The 24,430-nt window shown below is 72.3% G+C and carries 20 protein-coding genes and 1 pseudogene; 9 read left to right on the top strand and 12 right to left on the bottom strand.

What is annotated here, in order from left to right; translation table 11 throughout:
• Nucleotides 1-23 precede the first annotated feature (23 nt).
• The 3 genes from IEZ20_RS07810 to IEZ20_RS40335 all read left to right on the top strand — a co-directional run bounded on the left by IEZ20_RS07810 (nt 24) and on the right by IEZ20_RS40335 (nt 2,561).
• Nucleotides 24-176 (top strand): hypothetical protein, encoded by a 153-nt coding sequence (locus tag IEZ20_RS07810; RefSeq protein WP_189295795.1) that lies wholly within the window; start codon nt 24-26, stop codon nt 174-176.
• Between the two features lie 48 nt (nt 177-224).
• Nucleotides 225-1,235 (top strand): AraC-like ligand-binding domain-containing protein, encoded by a 1,011-nt coding sequence (locus tag IEZ20_RS07805; RefSeq protein ID WP_189295793.1) that lies wholly within the window; start codon nt 225-227, stop codon nt 1,233-1,235.
• A gap of 423 nt (nt 1,236-1,658) precedes the next feature.
• A complete protein-coding gene (locus IEZ20_RS40335) occupies nt 1,659-2,561 on the top strand; it encodes a hypothetical protein (RefSeq protein ID WP_189295791.1) in 903 nt (300 codons plus the stop codon).
• A gap of 83 nt (nt 2,562-2,644) precedes the next feature.
• On the opposite strand, the gene IEZ20_RS07795 is transcribed toward IEZ20_RS40335, so the two are convergent.
• On the bottom strand, nt 2,645-3,019 hold the full coding sequence (locus tag IEZ20_RS07795; protein ID WP_229895941.1) for a hypothetical protein: 375 nt from the start codon (nt 3,017-3,019) through the stop codon (nt 2,645-2,647).
• 271 nt (nt 3,020-3,290) lie between these two features.
• On the opposite strand from IEZ20_RS07795, the gene IEZ20_RS07790 reads away from it, so the two are divergent.
• Nucleotides 3,291-4,142 carry a caspase family protein gene (locus tag IEZ20_RS07790; RefSeq protein WP_189295788.1) on the top strand — a complete coding sequence of 284 codons (852 nt, stop codon included), beginning with the start codon at nt 3,291-3,293 and terminating at the stop codon, nt 4,140-4,142.
• A 131-nt stretch (nt 4,143-4,273) separates the two neighbouring features.
• Nucleotides 4,274-5,596: a GNAT family N-acetyltransferase gene (locus IEZ20_RS07785; RefSeq protein WP_189295786.1), complete on the top strand. Its 1,323-nt coding sequence runs from the start codon at nt 4,274-4,276 to the stop codon at nt 5,594-5,596.
• A gap of 85 nt (nt 5,597-5,681) precedes the next feature.
• On the opposite strand, the gene IEZ20_RS07780 is transcribed toward IEZ20_RS07785, so the two are convergent.
• Together IEZ20_RS07780 and IEZ20_RS07775 are read right to left on the bottom strand one after the other, a co-directional pair.
• On the bottom strand, nt 5,682-6,224 hold the full coding sequence (locus tag IEZ20_RS07780) for a DUF1707 SHOCT-like domain-containing protein (RefSeq protein ID WP_189295784.1): 543 nt from the start codon (nt 6,222-6,224) through the stop codon (nt 5,682-5,684).
• Between the two features lie 87 nt (nt 6,225-6,311).
• Nucleotides 6,312-8,258, bottom strand: coding sequence for an AfsR/SARP family transcriptional regulator (locus IEZ20_RS07775; RefSeq protein ID WP_189295782.1), 1,947 nt, complete (start codon nt 8,256-8,258; stop codon nt 6,312-6,314).
• A 133-nt stretch (nt 8,259-8,391) separates the two neighbouring features.
• Between IEZ20_RS07775 and IEZ20_RS07770 the strand changes: the two genes are divergently transcribed.
• Both IEZ20_RS07770 and IEZ20_RS07765 read left to right on the top strand, forming a co-directional pair.
• Nucleotides 8,392-9,270 carry an alpha/beta fold hydrolase gene (locus IEZ20_RS07770; RefSeq protein WP_189295780.1) on the top strand — a complete coding sequence of 293 codons (879 nt, stop codon included), beginning with the start codon at nt 8,392-8,394 and terminating at the stop codon, nt 9,268-9,270.
• A gap of 225 nt (nt 9,271-9,495) precedes the next feature.
• The gene (locus IEZ20_RS07765; protein ID WP_189295779.1) at nt 9,496-9,648 is read left to right on the top strand and encodes a hypothetical protein; all 153 of its coding nucleotides are present in this window, start codon (nt 9,496-9,498) and stop codon (nt 9,646-9,648) included.
• 227 nt (nt 9,649-9,875) lie between these two features.
• On the opposite strand, the gene IEZ20_RS07760 is transcribed toward IEZ20_RS07765, so the two are convergent.
• The gene (locus tag IEZ20_RS07760) at nt 9,876-10,817 is read right to left on the bottom strand and encodes a LysR family transcriptional regulator (RefSeq protein WP_189295777.1); all 942 of its coding nucleotides are present in this window, start codon (nt 10,815-10,817) and stop codon (nt 9,876-9,878) included.
• 133 nt (nt 10,818-10,950) lie between these two features.
• On the opposite strand from IEZ20_RS07760, the gene IEZ20_RS07755 reads away from it, so the two are divergent.
• Nucleotides 10,951-12,225 (top strand): MFS transporter, encoded by a 1,275-nt coding sequence (locus tag IEZ20_RS07755; RefSeq protein ID WP_189295775.1) that lies wholly within the window; start codon nt 10,951-10,953, stop codon nt 12,223-12,225.
• Nucleotides 12,226-12,452: 227 nt separating this feature from the next.
• Nucleotides 12,453-13,493, top strand: coding sequence for a vWA domain-containing protein (locus tag IEZ20_RS07750; RefSeq protein ID WP_189295773.1), 1,041 nt, complete (start codon nt 12,453-12,455; stop codon nt 13,491-13,493).
• A 108-nt stretch (nt 13,494-13,601) separates the two neighbouring features.
• Here IEZ20_RS07750 and IEZ20_RS07745 read toward each other — a convergent pair whose 3' ends face one another.
• The 8 genes and pseudogenes from IEZ20_RS07745 to IEZ20_RS07710 all read right to left on the bottom strand — a co-directional run bounded on the left by IEZ20_RS07745 (nt 13,602) and on the right by IEZ20_RS07710 (nt 24,313).
• The gene (locus IEZ20_RS07745; protein ID WP_189295771.1) at nt 13,602-14,027 is read right to left on the bottom strand and encodes a DUF2690 domain-containing protein; all 426 of its coding nucleotides are present in this window, start codon (nt 14,025-14,027) and stop codon (nt 13,602-13,604) included.
• A gap of 327 nt (nt 14,028-14,354) precedes the next feature.
• On the bottom strand, nt 14,355-15,299 hold the full coding sequence (locus IEZ20_RS07740; RefSeq protein WP_229895940.1) for a RimK family alpha-L-glutamate ligase: 945 nt from the start codon (nt 15,297-15,299) through the stop codon (nt 14,355-14,357).
• A 221-nt stretch (nt 15,300-15,520) separates the two neighbouring features.
• Nucleotides 15,521-16,264, bottom strand: coding sequence for a class I SAM-dependent methyltransferase (locus tag IEZ20_RS07735; RefSeq protein ID WP_189295769.1), 744 nt, complete (start codon nt 16,262-16,264; stop codon nt 15,521-15,523).
• 384 nt (nt 16,265-16,648) lie between these two features.
• On the bottom strand, nt 16,649-19,399 hold the full coding sequence (locus tag IEZ20_RS07730) for a bifunctional YncE/alkaline phosphatase family protein (RefSeq protein ID WP_189295767.1): 2,751 nt from the start codon (nt 19,397-19,399) through the stop codon (nt 16,649-16,651).
• Nucleotides 19,400-19,487: 88 nt separating this feature from the next.
• A complete protein-coding gene (locus IEZ20_RS07725) occupies nt 19,488-20,870 on the bottom strand; it encodes an ABC transporter permease (RefSeq protein ID WP_189295765.1) in 1,383 nt (460 codons plus the stop codon).
• 155 nt (nt 20,871-21,025) lie between these two features.
• A pseudogene (locus tag IEZ20_RS07720) lies at nt 21,026-21,973 on the bottom strand (ABC transporter ATP-binding protein); the annotation flags it as partial.
• 448 nt (nt 21,974-22,421) lie between these two features.
• On the bottom strand, nt 22,422-23,057 hold the full coding sequence (locus IEZ20_RS07715) for a response regulator (protein WP_189295762.1): 636 nt from the start codon (nt 23,055-23,057) through the stop codon (nt 22,422-22,424).
• Nucleotides 23,054-24,313, bottom strand: coding sequence for a sensor histidine kinase (locus IEZ20_RS07710; protein WP_189295760.1), 1,260 nt, complete (start codon nt 24,311-24,313; stop codon nt 23,054-23,056). The genes IEZ20_RS07715 and IEZ20_RS07710 overlap by 4 nt, the downstream gene beginning before the upstream one ends.
• Between the last annotated feature and the right edge of the window lie 117 nt (nt 24,314-24,430).

The following is a 24,430-nucleotide window of genomic DNA, read 5'->3' as shown; positions in this document are numbered from 1 at the left end:
CCTGGCAGCAGGCCCGTGCCGCCGTGCTCCACACCGTGATCGCGGTCGTCGGCGTCGCCCCCGAACTCGCCGGTCACGTCCGGCTGCACCCCATCCGGGCCGAGGCGCTCGTGCTGATCGCCCTCGTCGTCCTGCGCCACACCCTCGTCCGGCGACGCATGACGGCCTCATCATGAGGGAGGCGGTGGACCGTTCGGGGGTTCGCGAGGTCGCGAGGAGGCGACATGCTGGACGAAAGGACTTTCCGCAGTGAGGACTTGTCCCCGGCGGACCGGTTCGACTGCTGGCGCGAACTGGTCGGCCGGACGCATGCCCCGCTGGAGCTGCGCAGTGACCACTGGGCGGACTTCCGGGCTTCGCAGCGTGTGCTCGACCTCGGCGCCGTGTCGGTGTGGCCGACCACCTTCCAGCCGGTGTGCTTCCGGCGGACGCCGAAACTGATCCGGCAGTCCGACCCCGAGGGGCTGCACGTCTCCCTGCCGTTGAGCGGGGCGCTGCGCACGGTCCGGGGTACGGAGGAGACCGTGTACGGTCCGGACAGCCTCTGTGTGGTGGACACCTCACAGCCCGTCGACGTCCACGGGGGTGACGGCGCCGGTCTGCACACGGGAGTCGGGCTGGAGGTGCCCAAAGCGCTGCTGCCGCTGCCCCGGGGCCGGGTCGACAGGGCAGCCGGGCTGCGGCTGTCGGCGCAGACCGGGTTCGGTGCCCTGCTGGCGCACCTTCTCACCCAGTTGGCGAGCGGTACGGACTCCTACCAGCCGGCCGACGGGCCCCGGCTCGGGACGGTCGTGGTCGACCTGTTGTCCGCGCTGATCGCCCACACCCTGGACTCGGACAGCTCGCTCCCCCCGGAAACCCGTCGGCAGACCCTCTTCTTACGCATCCGTGCCTTCGTCCTGGGACACCTGCACGATCCGGGACTGACACCGCCCGCCATCGCCGCCGCCCACCACATCTCCACGAGCTACCTCCACCGCCTCTTCCAGCAGCAGGGACTCACGGTCTCCGGCTGGATCCGGCGGCAACGCCTCGAACACGCCCGCCGCGACCTGTCCGACCCCGCGCTGCGCGGCACCCCCATCCATGTGATCGCCTGCCGCTGGGGCTTCCCGCAGGCCGCCGACTTCAGCCGCGCGTTCCGCACCGCGTACGGCATGCCTCCGAAGGACTACCGGCATCACCACGGCTCCGCGCCGGACGGACGGCCGGCGCGTGCCGGTGGTGGCGGGTGAGGGAGCGGCCGACTCGTCGCGGAGCGTCTCCCGCGGCAGCGGCCGGCCCCGCACCCGTCATGTCGTGTTCCGGCGCCGACCTCGGAGACGGCCGTCAACGCGACCACGGCCGGGAACGCCCCCCTGCCCACTCGCCCGGCACTCGGTCCGCCTCCCCCTACGAAGGGCGTGCGCCGCCGTCCCGGACCTCGGCCGAGGCGCCCCCGTGCCGTACCCGGGCGCCTGGCGGGAACATGTCCCTCACCCGGACGGCCGAGCCGTCGGTGGACCGTTGCCGTGCCGGTGACAGCGCGGGACGGGGCGGGCTCCCGTGCCGTCGTGGCCCCTCGGCGGCACGCTCCCGGCGGGTGATCTTGGGGCGGGACCCGCAGGATGATCCCGGCTGAACGCCGCCCGATCCTCCGTACGCAGGGAGCAGCCCCGATGGCGATGACGCAGACCTTGATACCGGCGCTTGAGGATGCCCACCAGGCCCATGCCGCGGCGCGCGACCGGCTGCGGGCGGACGCGGCCCTCGTGCCGCCCGGCCCCCACCGGCAGATGCTGGAGCACGAGGCCGAGGACATGCAGGACCGTGTGCGCCGCATCGAACGCCATGTCCGCGGGCTGCGTCCGCGCGGACTGCTCGGCGGCGCGGCAGACGTGGCGCGGTTCGCCGCCCGCACCACCTGGAAGACCGCCACGCTCCCGCTGACCGTCGGGCAGAAGGCCGTGACCGGGGTGATGGGCGGCCGGGGGCCGGTCGACGAGCGGCAGGTGCTGAGGAACATCGAGGACGAGTACGCCGTCGCGGCCCGGGCCCTGGCCTGCACCCGGGTCGGAGAGGTCCTCGCCGACCAGGCCCAGGACCGCACCAGCCGCGACCTGCTCCGGGACATGTGCCGCGAAGACCAGGAGCTGCTGGCCCTGCTGGAGGAGAGCCTCGCCCGGCAGGCCCGGACCCTGGCGGCCGCGAGCGACGGCCTCCGGGTCGAACAGACGGCGCAGGGCGGCCTCGTCGACACGGCCACCCGCCCGCTGCGGGCCGTCGCCCACCGGCTGCGCCGGGCGGCCTGGCCCGGGCAGCGTCCCGGCGCCGGAGAGGAGCCGGTGGCGGACCAGCCCGAGGTGAGTGCCGCGGCCGAACAGATCCAGGGAGCGGTCAGCAGCGAGGAAAGTCTGCCCATCGTCGGCTTCAGCCAGCTCGCCGTCGAGGAGATCGAGCGGCGCCTGCCCACGCTGTCCGAGTCCGATCTGCACGTTCTCGACGGGTACGAGCGCACGCACGCGCGCCGGAAGGGCGTCCTGGAGGCCATCGAGCGGCTCAGCTCCGGCCGGGCGGGCTGACCGACCGGCGCCCGGGCCGGTCGGTCAGCTGGCCGGTCAGCCGGTCAGCCGTTCGGTCAGGCGGTCAGGCGGTCGCGTCAGCGTCAGGTGTCAGGAGCAGCGGAGTGGCGTAGAGCGGCCGCGAGTCCGTGCGGGTCGGGGACGGACAGTGCGAGGCGCGCGTACGGGCTCCGCGGGTGGAGGAGGTCCACGACCAGGGCCGGCTCCCCCGCCACCAGCGCGACGAGGTCCCGGCCCCGGGCGTGCACCAGCTCTCCGGCGCACCACCGGCCTGCGCGGAAGCGGTAGTGCCGGCCCGGCGTGCCGAGCCGCAGCGCCCGCCACCACGACGGTTCGACCCGCACCTCCGAGACGGCTTCCAGCGGCGCCCTCACCACGCGCCGCCGTGCGGCCACCGCCATGCGCCACGGCAGGCGGACGAGGAGCCGGCCGCCGTCGACCCGAGCCCGTACCCGCACCGCGACCACCTCCCTGGTCCAGGCTCCCACCGCCAGGGAACCCTTGCCGCACCGGCCCGGCCGTCGCCCTTGTCCAGGGAGGGTCGTGCCCGCCCTTCCGTCCCCACTCGGATGGAGCACCGCCGACAGCGAAGGAAGCGCCCTCTCAGGCGAAAAACACTCCGGCACGCATGCGCGCAGGGCCCGGTGTGCAACGGATGAATGTGCTCATGGCATACGACACGGCGACGCGGGCGGCCCCGCCGTCCATCCCCGCACAGCAGGAGGAACCATGGCCAAGGGCCTGTCCGTCCACATCGGCCTCAACGAGATCGACGAGGACAAGTACGGCACCAAGGGCGAGCTGAAGAACCCCGAGAACGACGCCGCCACCATGACCGGTCTCGCCAGGTCAGCGGGGTTCGACGTGCTCGGCACCCTGCTCACCAAGGAAGCCACCAGCAGCAACGTCACACAGGCGCTGAAGGACGCCGCGTCTCGTCTCACCGCCGGGGACATGCTCCTGCTCACGTACGCGGGGCACGGCTCGCAGGTGCCCGACAAGAACGGTGACGAGCCCGACCGGATGGACGAGACCTGGGTGCTCTACGACCGTCAGCTGATCGACGACGAACTGTACGCGCTGTTCGCCACGTTCGCCGAGGACGTACGGATCGTCATGCTGTCCGACAGCTGCCACAGCGGCACCGTGGCCCGTGAGCTGTCGCTCTTCCTCGACGGCGCGGAGCTGCAGCGCGCCTTCGACACCGCGGAACCGGCCGAGGTCCGGACCAGGATCAGGGCCCTCCCCCAGGACGCGCAGTTCCGCAACTACCAGCGGGAGCAGGAGCTGTACGACTCGATCCAGCGCGACCTTCCCTCACTGGACCAGCAGCAGACCAAGGCGGACGTCCTGCTGGTCTCCGGCTGCCAGGACAACCAGACCTCCAGCGACGGCGCGGGCCCCAACGGGCTGTTCACCGAGACACTCCTGAAGACCTGGCGGAACGGCGCCTTCCGAGGAACGTACACCAGCCTGCACCGGCAGATCGTGGAGAGAATGCCCTTCTACCAGACGCCCAACCTGTTCCAGACGGGCAAGTCCAGCCAGGCCTTCCTCACCCAGACACCCTTCTCCATCTGAAGGCCCCCGCGGCGCGGGCACGGCCGACGCCGGGGCCCGCCCGGGGGGGGCTGACGAAGGCGCCGGCCCCCTGAGTCCCGGTACGCTCTCCTGGCACGCGATGGGCAGCGACGGGACGAAGAGCGGGGCGCATGACGGAGCGCACGATCGACCTCGACCCCGGTCTGCGTGGCTGGCGTTCCCGGAAGATCCATGTCCGGGCCTACCGCTGGTACGCGACGGTGTCTCTCGACCGCGACGGGTACCTCAGCGCCACGGACTCGTCGGACCGCGACGACCGACTGCCCGCCGCCTACACGGAAGCCGTCGACAGGGCGCGTGAAGCCTGCATGGACCGCATTCGGTACGACGGCTGTCCAGGCGAGTTCGCGTGGGGCAGCGGCCCGGCCTGGATCCCGCTGTTCGTTCCGTTCCCGCATGTCGATGCCGCGGTCGAGGCGCTGCGCACCGCCGAACTCGACCATGACTACAGCGGGCTCCACACGCTCGCCGAACGGCTGGCGCTTCCCGTCGACGGCTGGCTGGCCCCCGGTCAGCGTGAACTCGTACGCGGCGTCGACTTCGCCTCTCCGCCCGCCGTGTTCCTGCGGTTCCTGCGCCGCAAGGCCAAGGAGCAGGGCGTACGCCTCAACGGTCGCGCCACGGCCGGGAGCGTGTGGGTCCGTCCGACGCTGTCACCTGTCGAGAAGCAGGAGCGGGAGGCCCATCCGGAGCGGTATCCCGGGTGGGTGGACCGCTGGACCGGGTACGCCGAGCCGGACGGCGCTCCCGCCAGACCCCCGGTGGGCGGCAGGGACCACCGCCTCAGTCACGGCGCGGTGCCCGTCCGGTTCCGTGCGGTCGGGAGCCCGAGCCGCGGCGACTGCCCCTGTGGCATGGATCTGCACGCCCGCGGGGAGGACGACGACCGGCACGCCACGCACCACGTGCAATGGGCACTCGGTGTCCCCGTACCCAGGAACCTCGCGTGGTGGGGCGGGCTGGCCGTCGTGACGACCCGGTCGCCCATCGCGTGGCGGAAGCTGGTCTCCCGGGTGGCGAGGATGCCGCAGCGGGAGAACCACTACGACTTCAGCTCGTGGTCCCACCTCGATGCGCCCGAGGCCACTCCGGGGGACGTGCGGGCGTACCTGCTGAAGGCGAACGAGCGCGTCGTCGGCTACCTGGTCTCCAGTGACCGCAGTCGGCACGCCAGGTGGGATCTGGCCAGAGGGTCGCGGTACGGCGAGCGGGACGACACCCTGCGCCCGTGCATCGACTTGATCTGGGTGGCGGACACCCACCGCCGCCGGGGTACGGGCGCCCGCCTCGTGCGGACGCTCGCCGACGACTTCGGTTGTCAGGTCGCCGATGTCTCCTGGTCGGTTCCGATCAGCGAAGCGGGACAGCGTCTCGCCCGGCGGCTCTCACCACAAGGCGTCTGGGTCAACACCCCGCAGGACCCGGGCCCTTGAGCCCGGCGACTCCAGCGACCCTCCGCCCATCGCAGAACGGGACGCGCGTTACGTCGTAGGGTGTCACGTCTCGTGGGCAGGCGTTTCAGCGCCGCGCGTGGCGGATCTTCAACCGTCCGAACCCCATGGTCCCGGAGATCCGGATCCTCGGCCCGACGGGGCGGGAGCGTCGCCGGGGTGTGTAGAGCGTGTCCATCCACGCGGTGTGCAGACCGTCGAGGTCGACGATCGCGTCACGGGGCACCGTGATCCTGGCTCTGCCGGTGCCGAGTTGCAGCTCGATGTCGACCACTGGATGCTCGATGACCGCCTGGGACAGGTCCAGGTGCACCCGTCCGAACGCGGACGCCACCTTGAGGGTCCGAGGTACCCGCCACGCGCCGCGCCGCTTGATCCGTCCGCCGGCGGCGGCGATCGTGGACGTGGTGCCCGCGTTCTCCTCCGGGAGTGCGGCCAGGGCCGGCGCAAGGTCGCTGTGCGTCCGGGCGGTGAGTACCCGGTGGAGGCGTTCGTCCATCTCCTCGTGGGAGATGTGCCCTTCGGCGTACGCGTCCTGCACGCGCCGCACAGCCGTGTCGCGGTCGTCCTCGCTGAACAGTGGCGGCGGGTCTTCCGGCGGAGAGGTCACCGTTGCAGCCTAGTGCCGGTGCGCCGACGCGAACGGGCCGAGTGCGTGACGGACTCGGGAAACGGGCTGCGGTGCCAGGGGCGGGCGTCATCGCCGGACGGGGTGCTGGTCGAGGGCGGACAGGATGTCGTTGACCGGTCCGAACGTGATCATGCCGGTTGTTCCGCCCGCGATCTCGCCGCGCAGGGGGGAGAGCGCGTCGTGCGCTCGTGCGGCGAGCGGTGCGTCCCGGAGCAGGATCGCCGTGTGCGCGGTGACGGCCCAGAGTGCGTCGTACAGGTGATCGGCCGGGGGTGTGGGCGGGACGGCGGCGGTCCGGCGGGCCGCCGCGAGGTCGCCGCGGGCGAGGTCGAGGAGGGGCTGGACCCAGGGGCGGTAGGGGCCCCAGTCGAGTGCGGGGTCCGTCGGCGCGGGACGCCCGTGGCGCATGCTGAGCGAGAGGAGCGCGAGCGGGAGGACGCCGGCTTCCACCCCGGGCATGCCGGCGCCGGCGAGGTCGGCGGCCACGGTGCGGTAGGCGTGGGCGGCCTCGGCGGGGTCGCTCGATCGTTCTGCCAGCCGCATGGCCCGGAAAGCGGCGGTGAGGACGTGAACGAGCGGGGTCTCGTGGACGGTGGCGAGCCGCTCGGCGGACACGACGTGGCGTCGCGCGGTGTCGGTGTGGCCGCGGGCCGCGCAGACCTGCATCTTGATCAGATGGCCGAGGATCTCGAACAGCGGGAGATCATGCCGTGTGGAGAGGTCGATCAACTCGCCGGCGATCACGTCGCGTTCGCCGGTGCGCCCCGGCTGCTGGAAGGACTGCACGAAGCGGGCGTCGAGCGCGAGGACGAGTGCGTGGGGGTCGCGCAGGTCTCGGGCGAGTTGTTCGGCTTCGGCTGCCGCCTCGGCGGCCCAGCGGTCCCGGGTTCCGCGATGCTCCAGCCCGATGGTCGCGAGCAGACGGGCGCGAAGCGCGGGTGGGGCCGCTGGGCCGAGTCGGTGCAGCGTGCGCCGCGTGATCGCGACCAGGGCCTCGGACCGTCCGGGATCGTCGGCGCGCGTCCAGATGGTGGGGACGTCGTACGCCGCGATCACGCGGGCGGTGAGGCCCGGGTCTCCGGTCCGTTCCGCTTCCGCGGCTGCCGCGGCGCGTTGCTCCTGGGCCAGTACCAGGTTGGTGCCGCCTGTGACCGCGGCCGCCCCGGCCACGGTGCTCATCGAGCGGAGCCGGGTGTAGGTCCCCGTCGCTTCCGTGCGCGTGAGAAGGCGCAACCGGTCCTCGTCGCGGGGCGCGGGCGTGAGGTGCGCGGCGTGCCGGAGGATGTCACGTTCGAGGTGGTCGAGACCGTCCACCGATTCCAGTCCGAACCGATCCAGCAGGCCGGCCCGCGCGGCACGCAGTGAGGCCAGCGCATCGACCTGCCGTCCGGCTTGGTAGAGAGCGTGGGACAGCAGGACCCAGGCGTGCTCCCGCCACGGGTGCGCGGTCGCCAACGCCTCCAGCTCCGGGACGAGGAACGCGCCACGCCCGAGGTCGAGCACCGCCCGGGCGCGCAGCTCGACGGCTTGACGGTGCAGTTCTGCCAGGCGGGCACGCTCCGATGTCAGCCAGGCGGAGGCGTCGAGGTCTGCGTACGGCTCGCCCCGCCACCACGAGAGCGCTTCGCCCAGCGCGCGGGCCACCTGGTCGCCGGGGCGGTCGCGCACGGCCCGGAGGGTGTCCTCGAAGCGGTGGACGTCGACGTGTTCCCGCGCGACGCGCAGGGCGTACCCGGTACCGACGGTCTCGATGACGCGGGACGGGGTTCGCGGAGGACGGTCCGGTTCGAGGGCCCGGCGCAGCTCGGCGATGAAGGTGCGGATCGTCCCGGCCGCTGTGGGCGGGGGGTCCTCCCAGAGATCATCGGCCAGCACCGCGAGGGGTACGACCCGGCCGCCGGCCGCGACCAGCCGTCCCAGAAGCTCGCGGCGGCGCCGGCTGCCGACCGCAACGGCACGGTCCTCGGTGTCCCTGACCTCGATCGGTCCGAGCACCTGGACGAAGATCTCCATGTCCTCATTGTCCTCGGCCCGGGCTGCCGCTGCTGATCCACTGCTGACCCGGCTCCCCGATCCTCCCTGTCGCTGATGCATCCACGCGTGAGCACCAGCGGCTCACGCGTCCGAGTGAGGGAGAGTGGCAACGATGGGCATCACCATGCCGGGCTTCGAGACCAGGTCGATCGGTGTGGCCGACGGCGTCGAGCTGAACGCGGCGGTCGGGGGTGACGGACCGGCCGTCGTGCTGCTGCACGGCTTTCCGCAGACCCGTCTGATGTGGCGGCATGTCGCTCCCGTCCTGGCCGAGCACCACACCGTGGTCTGTCCCGACCTTCGCGGCTACGGCGCGAGCAGCAAGCCGGAGGCGGTCGCCGAGGACACGTACACGAAGCGGACGATGGCCGCGGACATCGTCGCCCTGGCCGACGCGCTCGGAATCGACCGGTTCGCCCTGGTCGGGCACGACCGCGGCGGGCACGTCGCCTTCCGGGCCGGCCTGGACCACCCGGATCGGATCAGCCACCTGGGCATCCTGGACATCGTCCCCACTCTGGACACCTGGAAGGTCCTCCACGGCGTCAGCGCCGCGGTGGCCTTCCACCTGTACCTGATGGCCCAGCCGCCCGGCCTGCCCGAGCGGATGATCGCGGGCAGCGCCGACGCGTTCTTCGGCCACTTCCTCGACGTCTGGTCCACGAACTCCGACGCGATCCCGGCGGACGTGCGCGCCGAGTACCTCCGTGCGTGCCGGGGTGCCGTCCCCTCGATCGTCGCCGACTACCGCGCCACCGCGACCGTCGACATCCGGCACGACCAGGCCGACCTCGACGCCGGCAACCGGCTCACCATGCCGGTGACGGTCGTCCAGCAGGACTGGGGCCGCCAGTTGGGGTTCGACGCCACCGCTGTCTGGCAGCCGTGGGCGACCGATCTCCGCCACGTCACCACCCGGGCGGGCCACTTCATGGCCGAGGAGGCTCCGAAGGACATCGCCGCGCTGATCCTGGACCTCTTGAAGCGGTGACCGACCGGGGAAGGCCGGTGCCGGGGCCGGATCCACCGTCGTGTCACCCGGAGGCCTCGCAGAGGGCGAGGTGTCGGGGTGACCGTGCCGGCCAGGGCACCTCCGCACCCCGCGCGGCGCCGCGACGGTGTCCCCTCGGCCGGAAGAGGCTGGACCGCCGGTCACCGGGTAGTCGGATCGCGTGGGGCCCGACGAGAGCAGGGCACCCCTGGCGAAAGGAGTGTCATGTCAGGAGTTGTTCAACGGCTCAAGCAGTTCGCGAGGAGTCCGCAGGGGCAGCGCACGATCGCACAGGTACGCCGTACCGCGGCCGATCCGCGCCGCCGCGCCCAGGCCCAGCGGCTCTTCGACAAGCTGCGCGCCCGCCGGTCCGCTTGACCCGCCCGAGGACCAGGGCCCGCCGCCCTCCCACGCGTTCCAGGGAATGAACCGCACCTCGGCGATGCCGGTCGAAGAACACACCCGAGCGGACAGGCCTGCTGGATCCGCCCGGCCCGGCCCGGGCCGGGTGAGGGTGCCGAGCACGAGGAGCACGCCGGAGACGGCGTAGCGGGGACGGAAGGACCGGGGCGAGGTGAAGGGGATCCCGCGCGTTCAGCGCGGGATCACCCAGTCCGCGGGATCACCCAGTCCGGTGTCCACGTTCCGGCGGTGTCGTGGCCCGACGTGGTCGTGGCGAGGTGGGCGCGGAGGGCGGCCAGCGCCGGGTGCGGGTTGTCGCGGTGCCAGAGGAGGGAGTGCGGGTAGACGGGTGTGGGGTCGGTCACCGGGATGCGGCGCAGGCCGTGGCCGGCGGGCCAGACGAGACGGGTGTGCTCGCCCATGAAGGTGGCCAGGGCCGGGGTGTCGGCGACGGTGTCGAGGAGCGCGTCGGAGCCGAAGTTCGGGCCGGTCGCCTCGATGGTGAGGCCGAACTCGGCGACGAGGTCGTCGTAGTAGGCGGCCCACTCGGTACCGGGGACGATGCCGGGCATCCAGATCCGGTGCCCGGCGAGCCGGGCGAGGGGCACCGACCGGGCGCCCGCCAGGACGTGGCCGGGGCCGGTGAGGAGCTGGAGCGGTTCGTCGAGCACCCGGACGGACTCGATGTCCTCGGGTAGGGGCCGGCCGGGCGCGGCGACGGCACGGAAGGACGCGTCGATCGCACCGGAGCGGATGGCGGCGACGGCCGTCTCGACGTCGAACAGCATCAGTACGTCGAGGTCGATCTCGGGATGCGCCTGGTGGAAGCCGCGCATCAGGCCCGACGGCGCGACGCGCGAGGCGATCACGTCGACGCGCAGCGGACGGCGGCCGGTGCGCACGGACGCGACCGCGCGCTCGGCGACCCGCAGCAGCTCCCGGGCGTGGGGCAGGAACGCCTGCCCGTCGATGGTGAGCCGGGCGCCGCGCGCGGTGCGCGTGAACAGCCGCACGCCGAGTTGGCGCTCCAGCGCGGCGATGCGCTTGGAGACGGCCTGCTGGGTGACCGCCAGCTCGGCGGCGGCCTCCTGGAACTGCCCCGCGTCGGCGGCGGCGACGAAGGTACGGACGGTGTCGAGGTCCATGCCGACACCCTACGGACACAACCATGGGTTGTGGACGGCGCCCCCGTGGTTGTTTGCTCCCAGGTCATACCGCTCGCTTGGATGTTTCCGATCGCTGATCGGTTGTGCGGATGAGGAGCGAAGGGGGTCGGGCATGCGGAACCGGCAAGGGCTGGGACGTCTGCTCGGACACCGGCTGGGGCGGCCGTTCGGGTGGCTCTGGGCGGCGTACGGGACCAGCGCGCTCGGCACCTGGCTCGCCTTCGGCGCGTTCCCCCTGATCGCCATCCGGGTGCTGCACGCCGGACCGGCCGAGGTCGCCGCGCTCTCCTCCGTGGGGGCCGCGGTGGGCGCGGCCGTGGCGGTACCGCTCGGCCCGTGGACGGAGTTCCGCCGCAAGCGGCCGGTGCTCATCGCGATGGACCTGGTGCGGTTCGCGGCACTGCTGACGGTCCCCGCCGCGTTCGCGCTCGGCGTGCTCACCTTCGTCCAGCTCCTGCTGGTCTCGGTCGTCGTCGCGGCGGCCGACATCACCTTCCGCGCCGCCTCGGGCGCGTACCTGAAGACGCTCCTGCCCGCCGAGGACCTGCTCGTCGCCAACGCCCGGTTCGAGTCCACGGCCTGGACGACCACGATCATCGGACCCCCGCTGGGCGGCGCGGCGATCGGGCTCCTCGGTCCGGTGGCGACGGTGCTGGCCGACGCGGTCAGCTACCTGCTCTCGGCCCTGGGCATCCGCGCGACCGGCGGCCACGAGCCGCGGCCCGAGCACCGGCAGGCCGCGCGCATGCGGGCCCGTGACCTGCTCGACGGCTGGCGGTACATCCTCGCCGACGCGGCGCTGCGTCCGCTGTTCTTCAACACCGCCCTGTTCAACGCCCTGGTGATGGCCGCCCAGCCGCTGCTGGCCGTCCTGATGCTCGGCCGGCTCGGCTTCGCCCCGTGGCAGTACGGCCTCGCCTTCGCCGCGCCCTCGATCGGCGGGCTGCTCGGTTCCCGGCTGGCCCGACCGCTCGTCACCCGGTTCGGGCAGCACCGGGTCCTGGTCGCGTCCGGGGTGCTGCGCGCGATCTGGCCCGTCGGCCTGGCCTTCCTGGGGCCGGGTACCGGAGGGCTGCTGCTGGTGATCGGCGTCGAACTCGGGCTCATCTTCTGCTGCGGGGTCTTCAACCCCGTCTACACCACCTACCGCCTCGAGCGCACCGCCACCGACCGGGTCGCCCGCACCCTGTCCGCCTGGGCGGTGACGACCAAGGCCACGACCGCGTTGCTGACGGCCGTCTGGGGCGTGCTGGGCGGCCTGCTCGGCCCGCGTACGGCCATCGGCCTGGCCGGCGTGCTCCTGCTGGCGACCCCGCTGCTGCTCCCCCGCCGCACGACGGCACCCCTCTCCGAGCCGGCCCCGGCACCGGCACCGGGGCGCCTCTGAGGGGACGGCGCACCGCCCTCCGGACCCTTCGATCCATGTCCGCGCAGCGGTGACGGCCACGACGGTCGGGACCGCTCGTGGCCGAGGAAGGCCGCGTGCCTGCAGGAGGCCTCGGAGTAGGGACTCCAGCCCCGAGGCGGCTGCGGCGCCGCCCCGCGCAACCAAGATCGATTGTCAGTGGTGGGTGAGACAGTAGGAGCATCCAGTCGGAAAGAGGGGGAGCCGTCATGTCCGGTCACCAGAACTACATCAATCACGTTGCCCTTGTGTTGGATGCCAGTTCGTCCATGTCGCACTTGAGCCGCAAGGTCGTCGAGGTCGCCGACCAGCAGATCGCGTATCTCGCCCGCCGCTCGCGGGAACTGGACCAGGAGACCCGCGTCACGGTGTACGTCTTCGCCGACCAGGTGGAGTGCGTCATCTACGACAAGGACGTGCTCCGGATGCCGTCGCTGAAGCAGCTGTACCAGGTCGGCGGGATGACGGCGCTGCTGGCGGCCGCACTGAAGTCACAGCGCGAGCTGGCGCAGACGGCTCAGCTGTACGGCGACCACAGCTTCCTGACGTTCGTGCTCACCGACGGCCAGGAGAACGTCAGTCATCGCTGCCCGGACGCCCCCAGCCGGGATCCGCGTGAACTGGTCGAGGCCGTGGCCAAGATGATCGAGACGCAGGAGGACAACTGGACGCTGGCCGTCCTCGTGCCGGACCAGGCGGGCAAGCGCGAGGCCATGCAGTGCGGATTCCCGAAGGACAACATCGCCATCTGGGACGCCACGAGCACACAGGGTCTGGAGGAGGCCGGGCAGGTCATCCAGCAGGCCACCGAGAAGTTCATGGTGGGCCGCACGCAGGGCATCCGGGGATCGCGGACGGTGTTCTCCATCGGCGCGGAAGCGGTCAACGAGGACACCATCAAGGCGGCCGGCCTCACCCCGGCGGATCCGTCGCAGTACCGGCTGATCCCGGTGACCCGTGACGCCGCGATCCGGGAATGGGTCGTCGAGAGCGGACACACCTACCGCACCGGTGGTGCGTTCTACCAGCTGAGCAAGTCGGAGAAGATCCAGGCGCGGAAGCAGATAGCGGTGCTGGAGAAGAAGACGGACCGGGTGTACACGGGCCCCGAGGCGCGAGCCCTGCTCGGCCTGCCGGACGTCGAGGTCCGCGTCAAGCCGGACCACAACGACGACTTCACGATCTTCGTACAGAGCACCAGCGTGAACCGGAAGCTCGTACCGAACACACGGCTGCTGCTGATGCTCTGACGCCCGGCCTCGCGCTCGCGCCTCATGGGCCCGGGGACAGTCGCGCGAACGGTGCCACCCGCTGTGCGCAGCGGGTGGCACCGTCCCGGGCCGGTGGGTGACGGGCGCTCAGTGCCAGCCGCCGCAGGACCAGGCGCCGTCGGAGAGGTCCTGCTTGCACGCGCGGTACGCGTGACTGGTACCGACCATCAGGGAGTAGGCGGGCCGGCCGGGAGTGGCGTTCACGTGGTAGGTCCTCCCGCCGCGGATGTCGATGCGTCCCTTCCACGCGTGGTCTCCCTTCTCGATGAGCACCCAGGCGGCACTGCACCGCGAGGAGACCCTCAGCCGCACAGCAGGACCGCCCTCTCCTCGGATCGGGTTGCCGAGGTTGCGCGCGTCCTGGTCGCAGCGGGTCGTGTGCGGGTTCTTGCCGTCACAGGCGTTGCCGCGACAGCCTGCTGCGGCCATGGCATCGGAGGAGACCGTTCCGCTGCCGACGATGCTGAGAGCGGCAGCAGCAGCCGTCATCCAGGTGCGCAGGGAGGAGGACATGCAGACCTCTTTTCGTGCAGGTAGACCCGAGGGGCCCCATGGGCTCGGATGCTCTTGGTAGTCGCTCGCCGGCGAATCGGGCTGGACCACCGTGCAGAGTTCACCTGAAAGAGCGGACGGGCGCGCTACAGCTGCTCGCGCAGGATGCCGGACACGCTGTCGATGATCTCCTCCCGCGTTTCGTCCTCGGCCGGCGCCCTGCCGTACGACGGGGCCTTCTGGGAAGCCCGTCGTGCGAGGATCGAGCGGGCCGCCGAGGCAGCCGGAGGGATCCGGTCTGCTGGTTCAGCCGGCGTGCGGAACGACGGTCCTTGAGGCGTACGGCTTTCAGGGAAGGCTGTGGGTGGTCAGGCGGTGGTGGATCAGGGAGGTGATCGCGGGGGTGACCGCGGTCATCTCCGGGCGCCAGCCGGGGACGGCGTTCACCTCGCAGATGGTGTGGGTGTCCGGGGAAGTGAAGAGCAGGTCGACTCCGGCGATGTGCAGGCCCAGGGTGTGGGCCGCTCGTACGGCTAGGTGTTCCGCTTCGGGGTAGCGGCCGGTGCACACGGTGGCGGTCCCGCCGTGGGCGATGTTCGCGGCGAGTGTGCGGCCGTGGGAGGTGTGCACGACGGCGGCGATCGGTTCGCCGGCGACGACGATGACGCGCAGGGTACGGCCGTGCGAGGGGGCGATGTGTTCCTGGAAGAGGAACGGTGTCTCGCGGGTGAGGCTGCCGGCCACTTCACGCAGGAGGAGGGGGTCGGGGGCCAGGAAGACCTGGGCACCTTTCGCGCCGTTGACGCTCTTCACGACGCATGGGGCGGTGAGGTGGGGGCTGCGGACGACACCTTCCAGCGGGGCGGTGGCGTACGAGAGGGTGTCGGGGACCGGCAGTCCGGCCAACGCGAGTTCCTGCAGCTGCCAGATCTTGTTGCGGGAGTTCAGCTGGGCGTCCAGGGGGTTGACGAGTGTGCTGCCCATGCGTTCCAGGTGGCGCAGCAGGGTGACCTCGCGGTCGTGGTCCATGGGGCCTGCGACCTGGCGCACGCACACCACCCTGGGAGCAGACACGTCCGTGCCGCCCAGGGTATGGAGCGTCAGCCGGCCGTCGCGGACACCGAAGAGGAGTTCGTCGGTGTGCCAGAGAGCGAAGCGGGGGCCGTGGGCGGCGGCCAGCGCTGTGGCGAGTTCCCGGGTGGAGCGGCGCAGTACGGCCGGGCGTTGTCGTACCAGCATCCACACGTCAGCGGCGGCAGGGGTGTCCCGCTGGGCGGAGTGCTGGTCGGTCACGGTGGCTCCTTGCCCCTGATCGTCACCCGTCGCCCGCTCGGGCACCGGCTCGGTCAGTCTGGCAGTGCCGCCGGCCGCCTCTCAGTGATTTCGCTGAACCTGGCGTGCCGGTGGCGGAGGGGCCGCTGGTGGCGGAGGCGGCGGGGGCTTCCCCGGCCCCTCCCTTCAAGCCGTGCGGCGGCAGCGGCCCCCGGAGCCGCCCACGTCGCACCCCCGGCCGGTCAGGCGCGGCAGCGGAGCATCTCCAGCGGGGGGTGGCTGCGGAGGTCGGCCCAGAAGTCCTCGCCGAACTCGCGGACGCCGGCCTCGGACACCTGCAGCGGAACCCACTCCACCGCACCGAATCCGGTGGCGGCCAGACAGTCCTCGTAGACCTCGCGGCGCGGGGCCGAGGAGACGATGGTGACCGGCTGCGGTTCGATGAGAGCGGTGACCCGTACCCGCGTTCCCGTCTCGATCTCCTCGCCGGTCGGCACGCACAGGAACCCGTACTTGTCCAGCGACGGGTTGTCGAACCGGTAGTCGGGATTCTGGGCGAGTACGAAGAACTCCCCACCCGGCACGAGGTACTGGTGGATGGTGCGGCACATCCGCTTCATCGTCGCGATGTCCTCGGCGTAGTTGAGGCACTGCACTCCCAGCGCGATGTCGAAGCGCTGCTCGAGAGGCCGCAGTTCTGCCACGTCACCGACCTCGTAGCGCACCCCGAGCGGGTCGCGCTGTTCGATCTCCCGGGCGGCGGCGACCATCTCGACGGAGATGTCGACGCCGAGGACATCGGTGGCGCCGCGCCGCTTGAACTCCCTGCTGTAGAACCCGGTGCCGCACGCCAGGTCGAGCACGGACTTGCCGCTCACGTCCCCGACCAGGGCCAGGAAGCTCGGTACCTCGCCGTAACGCGTCAACGGGAGTCCCTTGAACCCCTCGAACGCCTCGCCGATCTCGTCGTACTGCTGCACGCTCACGTGCCGCCCCCTCGTGTGTCGCGTCCTGTACACGGCTGCACCGGCCCTCCGTACGCGGAGGCTCGCCGGGTCCGCGGTCGTGGCAGAGAGTCTTCCTCCGCGTGGTCCGGCCGCCGTACTGGCGAATGACACGAAGAACCGGGCGGGGTGAACCTCCGATCGCCCAACACCGCCGTACGAACGTCACTTCATGTGCCACTGGTCCGGCTGCAGGGGCCACAGGCCGGGGCCCGAGCCCGCCTGCGAGTTTCCGGCCGCACCGCACGGGACCCCTGGCGGGCGCCGCGGTCCGCCAGGGGTCCTCGCCGGGATCAGCCGACACCGGCCACGCCGGCCGGGAACAGTCGACGTGTGTCAGTCGGTGTCAGTCGGCGTCCCTCCGGTTCAGCCGTCGGACTCCGGTGACGGGATGTACGCGCCGGGCACGTCGTTCGGTGCGTAGATCTTCTTCTCGCCGGGGTACGGCCGCGTCCAGTTGTGCGTCTGGTACCACGTGAGGTGGTCCATCTGGGCGGGGTTGGCGTAGTCGGGGACGGCGTGGGGGCCGGTCAGGTGCTGCTTCGACTTCCAGGTGTCCCACTCGGCGGCGAGGGCCTTCTTGTCCGCCGGCACCTTCGTCGACGGCACGGCCGCCGCCTTGGGGTCCTGCGCGGCCGGGGTGTCCACACCGCAGGACGGCGGGGTCTTCAGGCCGTCGGTCAGCGAGGTCCGGTTGGGCAGCGCGGTGAACGGCGTGTAGTCCGGGTGCCGGGTGAACGCCTGCCGCATGGGGGTGGCCGCGCTGTCCTTCTGGTTCATCGGGTGGATCCCGAGGATCTGCTCGATGGTGCGGATCATCGTGATCTGTGTGTAGTAGTGGCTGTCGACGGTGCCGTGCCGGGCCCAGGGGCTGATGATCTGGACCGGGGCGCGGTGGCCGTCGACGTGGTCGAGGCCGGCCTGGGAGTCGTCCTCCACGACGAAGACCGCCGAGTCCTTCCAGTACCTGCTGTGCGAGATCGTGTCGATGATCCTGCCGGTGGCGAGGTCGTTGTCGGCGACCTGCGCGGCCGGGCCGGCCGGGCCGCCGGTGTGGTCGCTGGAGAGCCAGAACATGTTCAGGTTCGCCGGACCGTTCTTCTCGAAGTCCTGCTTCCAGATCTGGTACCGGTAGACGTCGGGGACGCTGGTGTCGAACTTCGGGAAGCCGGGCACCGACACGCTGTTCAGGGACGGGATCGGCGACGACGACTTCAGGGGGTAGGCGGTGGCCTGCCCGGAGGCGTCCATGTTCCTGGCGTCGCAGTACAGGTTCTGCCAGCTCGCTCCGGCGGGCTTGGTCAGGAACTGCTGGAACTCGCCGAAGTCCCGCACGGTCCGGCCGGCCGCCTGCGCGCCCGTCCACAGGAACCCGGTCTTCTGGTGGCCGAGGGCGTCGTCCTCGGTGTCGTAGCTGCGCGCGTACTCGCCGGCCGAGGACTCGGTGTACTCGGGATTGTCGGCCTGCATCAGCCAGTTGTGGCCCTCGGCGGAGTTGGTGCCGATGTCGTAGGTGTTGTCGTAGAGCCCGAACTGCTCGGCCAGCGCGTGCTGGTTCGGTGTCACGTTCTCGCCGAACTGGGTCAGCGAGGGGTCGCCGTCGCCCTTCGCGATGTCCCCGAAGACCTGGTCGTAGGTGCGGTTCTCCTTGACGATGAGGAAGACGTGCTTGATGGTCGACGGGTCGCCGATCCGTGTGGGGACCGGCTGCGGCTTGGCGTGGCCGCCGCCCTTGGCCAGCGGGACCGCGCCGGCGCTCCAGCCGTTCTGCCGGAAGACCTTCGCGGTCTGGGAGCGGATCACACCGTCACGGGGCAGGGTGAACCAGGTGAGGCTGGACGTCGTGTCGTGGGTGCCGTGGCCCGCGCTGTCGGGGCGTCGCGCGTCGATGCCGCGGGTGTGGGAGACGACGACCTTGTCGCCCGCCATGGCGATCTCGGCGGGGAAGTAGTCCGTCGGCAGGAGACCGATGTAGCCGACCGGCTCCTGCGGGGAGGTGTAGCGGTAGACGGCGACGGCGTTGGCGCGGCCGAGCGTGACCAGCAGACGGCCGTCGTCGGTGAGGGTCACCGCGTTCGGCTCGTAGCCGACCGACGCCTCGGGCCAGGGCTGGGTGGAGATCGTCTGGACGACCTTGTCCTTGGCGGTGTCGATGACCGACACGTCGTTGTCGGCGGTGTTGGTGACGAACACCGCTCCGTTCTTCGCGTACACCGCGGTCGGGTGCAGGCCGACGTCGATGGTGCCGACGGCGGCGGAGGGGTCGGCGAGGTCGATGACGCTGACCGTGCCGGTGGTGGTGGCGCCGGTCTCCGGGTCCGCGGGTACCTGGGTGCCGTAGGAGTTGAGGGTGGCGTCGCCGGACTTCGCGGGCCGTCCGCCCTCGTCGCTGACGTAGAGCTTGTCGCCGACGCGGGCCATGCCGCGCGGGGCGTTGCCCACCGCCCAGCTCCGCTCGACGGCCCCGGTGGCCGCGTCGAGGGCGACCACCCGGTTCTGTCCGTTGACGGCGGCGTACACGGTGGAGCCGTCGGCGGAGAACACCGCGGCGGCGACCAGGGCGTGCTTGCTTCCGTCGGCCGGGATCCTGACGGTCACCGGGTCGGCGAGGGTGCCGTCCGGGTTCACCGTGAACCTGGTGTAGCCGTCGGTCTGGCCCAGCCACAGCTGCTTGCCGTCGGGCGAGTACGCGGGGCCTTCCTGGCCGACGGCGCCACTGCTGATGCGCAGGTCGTCGGCGGCGTTGGTGCCGACGCGCTGCTGGATCCGCCCGGTCGCGAGGTCCACGACGACCAGCGCGGCGTCGCCGTCGGCGACCGAGGCGGCGAGGTGGCTGCCGTCCGGGCTGACCGTCGAGGACATGATCTTGCCGTCGTCGACGACGAGGCGGTCGCCGTACGGGTCGATGTACTGGTCGGCCGAGACGACCTGGCCCCTGTCGGTGACCTGGCCGACCTGGTCGGTGCCGAACTGGTGCGTCGAGGCCACGGCGGTGCCGGTGGCCAGGGCGGCCGTGGTGATGCAGGCCGTGACCAGCGCCGCGCGGCGGCTGACGCGTCTGCCCAGCAGGTCGTAGTAGCCCTTCTCGGTCTGCCGGCGGCGGCGCGTTATCTGCATGACGTCATCCCTTCGGGGACTGCGGGGACTTCAAGGACTTCCTGGACTGCGGGGACTTCGGGGTTCAGGAGAGCGGGGAGTCAGGGGTTCAGGACTGCGGGGTCCGGGACCGGGTCTTCGGGGAGTCGGTGAGCAGTTCGACGGTGCCGTCGAACTGCCACAGCGGGTTGGGGGCGTCTCCTGTCGGAGTCCGCACCACGAAGTAGCCGTTCACTTCCTTCGGTCCGTCGCCGTCGGCGACGAACCGCCCGTCGGCCGTGATGTCGAGCTGGTAGACGGCCGATCCGGTGGCCGTGGCGCCCGGCAGATGCCAGGAGACGACGCACCGCCAGTCGTTGCCCGGGCCCCGGGCGCCGTCCTGGACGCCCGCCTTGGCACAGGTCGCCGTGGTCCTCAACTGCGCCTCCGTGACGGCGGGGCGGTGGAGCTGCGCGGTCTGCATGCGGTACAGGTGGGCGAACTCCGTGGCCAGCGAGCGCTCCACCTCGGCCTGCTCGATCCCGGAGCCGGTGGCCGTGGTCGTCGCCGCCACGACCGCGACGGTCACCCCGAGCAGCCCCGCGAGCGGCAGGGCGCCCGTGGTCAGCGCGCGACGCGCCGAGCCGTCGTCGGTGGGGTTGGTGAAGTCGCGGCGCAGGAAGAGGAGGCGGGCCAGCGTTGTCGCGGTCACGGCCCACACGAGGCTGACGGCGATGCCGATGAGGAGCGGGGTGAGTTGCGCGGGGCTGGTGAACAGCCCGTTCCAGACGACGAAGGCGTCACCGGGCAGGGCGAGGCGTACGGCGACGGGCAGCGGCAGCATCTGGGCGAGCTGCATCGCCAGCGCGACGAACGCGGGCAGCAGCAGGCCCATCGGGGACCGCCCGAACGCGACCGATCCGAGGAGCCCGATGCCGGCGAGGGCCAGGGTCGGGGCGAGGACGCAGAGCCAGGCGAGGAGGACCCTGCCGGCGGCGTCCCCCGGCGCGAGCAGACGGCCGTCGAGGCCGACCAGCGGCTGGTCGCCGACGGCCGCCAGTCCGCCGACCGTGCTGGAGACGGCCAGCCCGGCCACGAGCAGCAGGATGACGGTGAGACTGGCCAGGGCCTTCGCCGCGAAGATCCGCCGGGGCGAGCGGACGGCGACGAGCAGATGGCGCCAGGTGCCGAGCCGGTCCTCGGCGGCGAACACGTCGCCGGCGACGACCGAGGTGAGCAGCGGGAGCGCCCAGGTGCCGGCGAAACCGAGCGTCACCAGCGGCCCCGCCCACCCGGTGGCGTGCATCCAGCGGCCGAAGAGGGTGTCCGTGGGCAGGGTGCTCTGCTCGCTCACGCCGGCCACGAAGAGCGCCGGCACGATCCAGCAGGCGAGGACCAGCAGGCGGATGCGCCACTGCGAGAAGAGCTTGACGACTTCGAAGCGGTAGCCCCGGGCAACTGAGGCACGGCCTGGTACGGCGGTGTGCGCGGGGGCCGTGGAGGTCGCGGTCATCGGCCTGCCTCCTGCCGCGGGTCGGCGGTGCCGGGTCGACCGGCCTTCTGCCGGACTGCTTCCTCCCCGGGACGGGCGGTGCCGTGTCGACCGGCCTCCCGCCGGGCCGCCTCCTGCCCCGGACGGGCTGTGCCGTGTTGGCCGGTTTCCCGTCCGCCGGTCGACGGCTGTTCGGTCAGGGCGAGGAACGCCGCCTCCAGGGGGGAGACGACCGGGGCGAGTTCGCGCAGCGCGATACCCGCCTGCACGAGCCGCACCACCAGGTCGTCCAGGGCGGGCACCGGCGCGCGCACCACGAGCGCCTCGCCGCCCTGTCGTCCGGCGGTGTCGTCGGCCAGGCGGATTCCCGGGGCGTCGAGGGCCAGCCGGTGTGCCCGCTCCGGGTCGGACGTGACCAGCCGGTAGTCGAGTTCGCGGTTCTCGGCGGCCAGCTCGCCCAGCGGCCCGGAGAAGACGACCCGCCCGGTGGCGAGGATGGTGACCTCGGAGCAGAGGGCCTCCAGGTCGTCCATGCGGTGGCTCGACAGCACGACGGCGGTTCCCTCGTGCGCGAGCCGGGCGAGAACGCCGTGGACGTGCTTCTTGCCGGCCGGATCGAGGCCGTTGGAGGGCTCGTCCAGGACGAGCAGCCGCGGCCGGGTGAGCAGGGCCGCGGCGAGACCCAGGCGTTGGCGCATGCCCAGGGAGAAGCCGCGGGTGCGGTCGTCGGCGACGTCCGTGAGCCCGACCTGGTCCAGTGCGTCCTCGATCCGCGCCGGGATCCCCGCCGACCGCGTGCCGTCACCGCGCAGAGCGGCGAGCGCGGCGAGGTTCTGACGGGCGGTGAGCGAGGGGTACAGCCCGGGCCCGTCCACGAACCCGGAGACACCGCCGGGGGCCTCGAACGCCCGGCCCACCGGGGTACCGAGGATCTCCAGACGGCCGCTGTCGGCCGCGGCCAGGCCGAGCAGCAGGCCGAGCAGCGTCGTCTTGCCGGCACCGTTCGGCCCGACCAGGCCGTGGATCCGTCCCCGTGGCACCTCCAGGTCCACGCCGTCGAGGGCGACGACATCACCGAAGCACTTGCTGATACCGCGAGCCCGGATCGCGAGCTGTGAGTCCATGAGCCCCTTCTTTCGGACAGCCTCATGGACCCTAGGGAGCACACACGACACCGACAGGAGGGGGCAGTTGAACGCTCAGGGAACGGAAGCCCAAACCGTGGTCAACAGCCTGACCGGGTGTCAGCGGACGTCCGCCGGACGGCGAGGAGGCCGTCCGGCGGACGTGGAACGGACCGTGAACGGCCACACCGTCACCGGGCACCTGACCGGCAGCGCCCGGGACGGAGGAGGCGATGCGCTTCACCGTCGCCAACGGCGGCTGACCGCACCCTGCGCGCCGAGTACGCCGTCCTGGCCGTCCCGCCGGCCCCGGCGCCCCGAGACGGCGGCCGAGCCCGCCCGGACACCTCGAAGGTGCCCTCGTCTCCGGCGAGCGGGCGGCGCGGGCCGTCCTCGCTGCGCTCTCCGGCGCGGCGCCTGCGAAGCCCCTGGCCGCTGAGGCGCCCGGTCAGCGGCGGATGAGGCCGAGCTGGGTGGCGGTGGCGACGGCGGCGGTGCGGGAGTCGACGGCGAGCTTGGTGTAGATGCGGGCCAGGTGGGATTTGACCGTGCCCTCGGTGAGGTGGAGGCGGCGGCCGACGGCCTGGTTGGACAGGCCCTCTGCGACCAGGGCGAGGACTTCGGTCTCGCGCCGGGTCAGGGCGGTGCCCGGTGCGCGCAGCCGGTTCAGGAGGCGTTCGGCGACGGCCGGGGCCAGGGTGGTGCGTCCGGCCGCGGCGGTGCGCACGGCGGCGGCCAGGTCCTCGGGAGGGGCGTCCTTGAGGAGGTAGCCGGTGGCGCCCGCCTCGATGGCGGGCAGGGTGTCGGCATCGGAGTCGTACGTGGTGACGATCAGCACGCGCGGGGCGCCCGGACGGGCGGTGATCCGGGCGGTGGCCTCGGCGCCGTTCATGCCCTTGCCGAACTGGAGGTCCATGAGGACGACGTCGATGTCGCCCCCGGCGGCGCGCTCGACGGCCTGCTCGGCGGTGGCGGCCTCGGCGACCACCTCCAGGCCGGGTTCCGTCTCCAGCACGGCGCGCAGCCCGGCGCGGACCACGGGGTGGTCGTCGGCCAGGAGGAGGCGGATGGGGGTGTCGGTCACGGGCGGGCCTCGGGTTCGGTGTCGGACGCGGTCACGGGTTCTGTCTCGGGTTCGGTCGCGCTGGGCGGGGTCAGGGGCAGCCGGGCGGACAGGGCGGTTCCGTGGCCGGGGGCGGACGCGAGGGTCAGGGTCCCGCCGAGCGCGTGCACGCGGGTGCGCATGGCGGCGATGCCGAAGCCTCCGCTCTCCGGGCCGGGGGCGGGCAGCGCGCCGGGGTCGAAGCCGGTGCCGTCGTCGACGACGTCGAGGGCGACCTGGTCGCCGAGGTAGCCGAGGGTGATCTCGGCGGTGGTGGCGCGGGCGTGGCGGACGGTGTTCGCGACGGCGGACTGGGCGATGCGCAGCAGGGCGACCTCGTGCTCGGTCGGGAGCGGGACCGGGTCGCCGGTGAGGTGGAAACGTGCGGTGAGCCGGTGGCGGGTGCCGGTGGTGGCGCAGAGGCGTTCCAGGGCGCCGGCCAGGGTGGTGCCGTCCAGGGCGGGCGGGGTGAGGGCGGCGACGAAGCGGCGGGCCTCGGCGAGATTGTCCACGGCGGCCTGGCGGGCCGCCTCCACGTGGCGGGCGGCGGCGTCGGGACGCTCGGGGAGGGTGCGTTCGGCGGCGCGCAGCAGCAGCTGGATGCTGGACAGGCCCTGGGCGAGGGTGTCGTGGATCTCCCGGGCCAGACGTTCGCGTTCGGCCAGGACGCCGGCCGTGTGCTGGGCCTCGGCCAGGTCGGCGCGCGTGGCGGTCAGCTCCTGGATCAGGCGCCTGCGCTGCTCGCTCTCCCGGTACAGGGCGTCGTACCCCCACACCACCGCCACGGCGACGGCGGCCCCCAGCGCTGGGCCGATGGCCATGGCCGGACTGAAGGAGCCCTGGTGGGCGGCGAAGGCGACGATCGCGGCGAGCGCGGTCACGGCGACGGCGGGCAGGGCGGCGCGGCGGGACAGCAGGTGGAGCTGGAGGAAGTAGAGCGGGAAGGCGACCCACACCCCGTCGGCGGTCAGGGCCAGCAGTACCAGCCACACGGCGCCCAGGGCGGCCAGCCACCAGGCGGCGGCCCGCCGTGAGCCGCGGATCCGGGGCTGCAGCGGCCCGGCCGCGTACACCAGCCCGCACACCGCCGCGACGGCGACGATCAGTCCCGCGTGCGACCGCCCGTCCGCCACGGCCCGGACGCCGGCCAGGGCGAGCAGGCCGACGGTCAGCAGGTGCAGGCACCAGGCCAGGGCGCGCGGGGTGGGGGTCGGGGCGGGGGCGGCGGAGATGTTCACAGTCCTTCCAGCCTAAGGAAGCGGAGCCGCTGGTGGCCTCCATCGAAAGTTGGAACCCGCCGGTCACCTTCCGATGCGGGAACTGCCGTCCGTCGCCGGATGCCGGCGCGGGGGGCG

It is taken from the genome of Streptomyces cinerochromogenes (genome assembly GCF_014648635.1).
Classification (GTDB): Bacteria; Actinomycetota; Actinomycetes; order Streptomycetales; family Streptomycetaceae; genus Streptomyces; species Streptomyces cinerochromogenes.
Note: the sequence above shows the minus strand (reverse complement) of the source record. Positions and strands in the feature narration are given on the sequence as shown.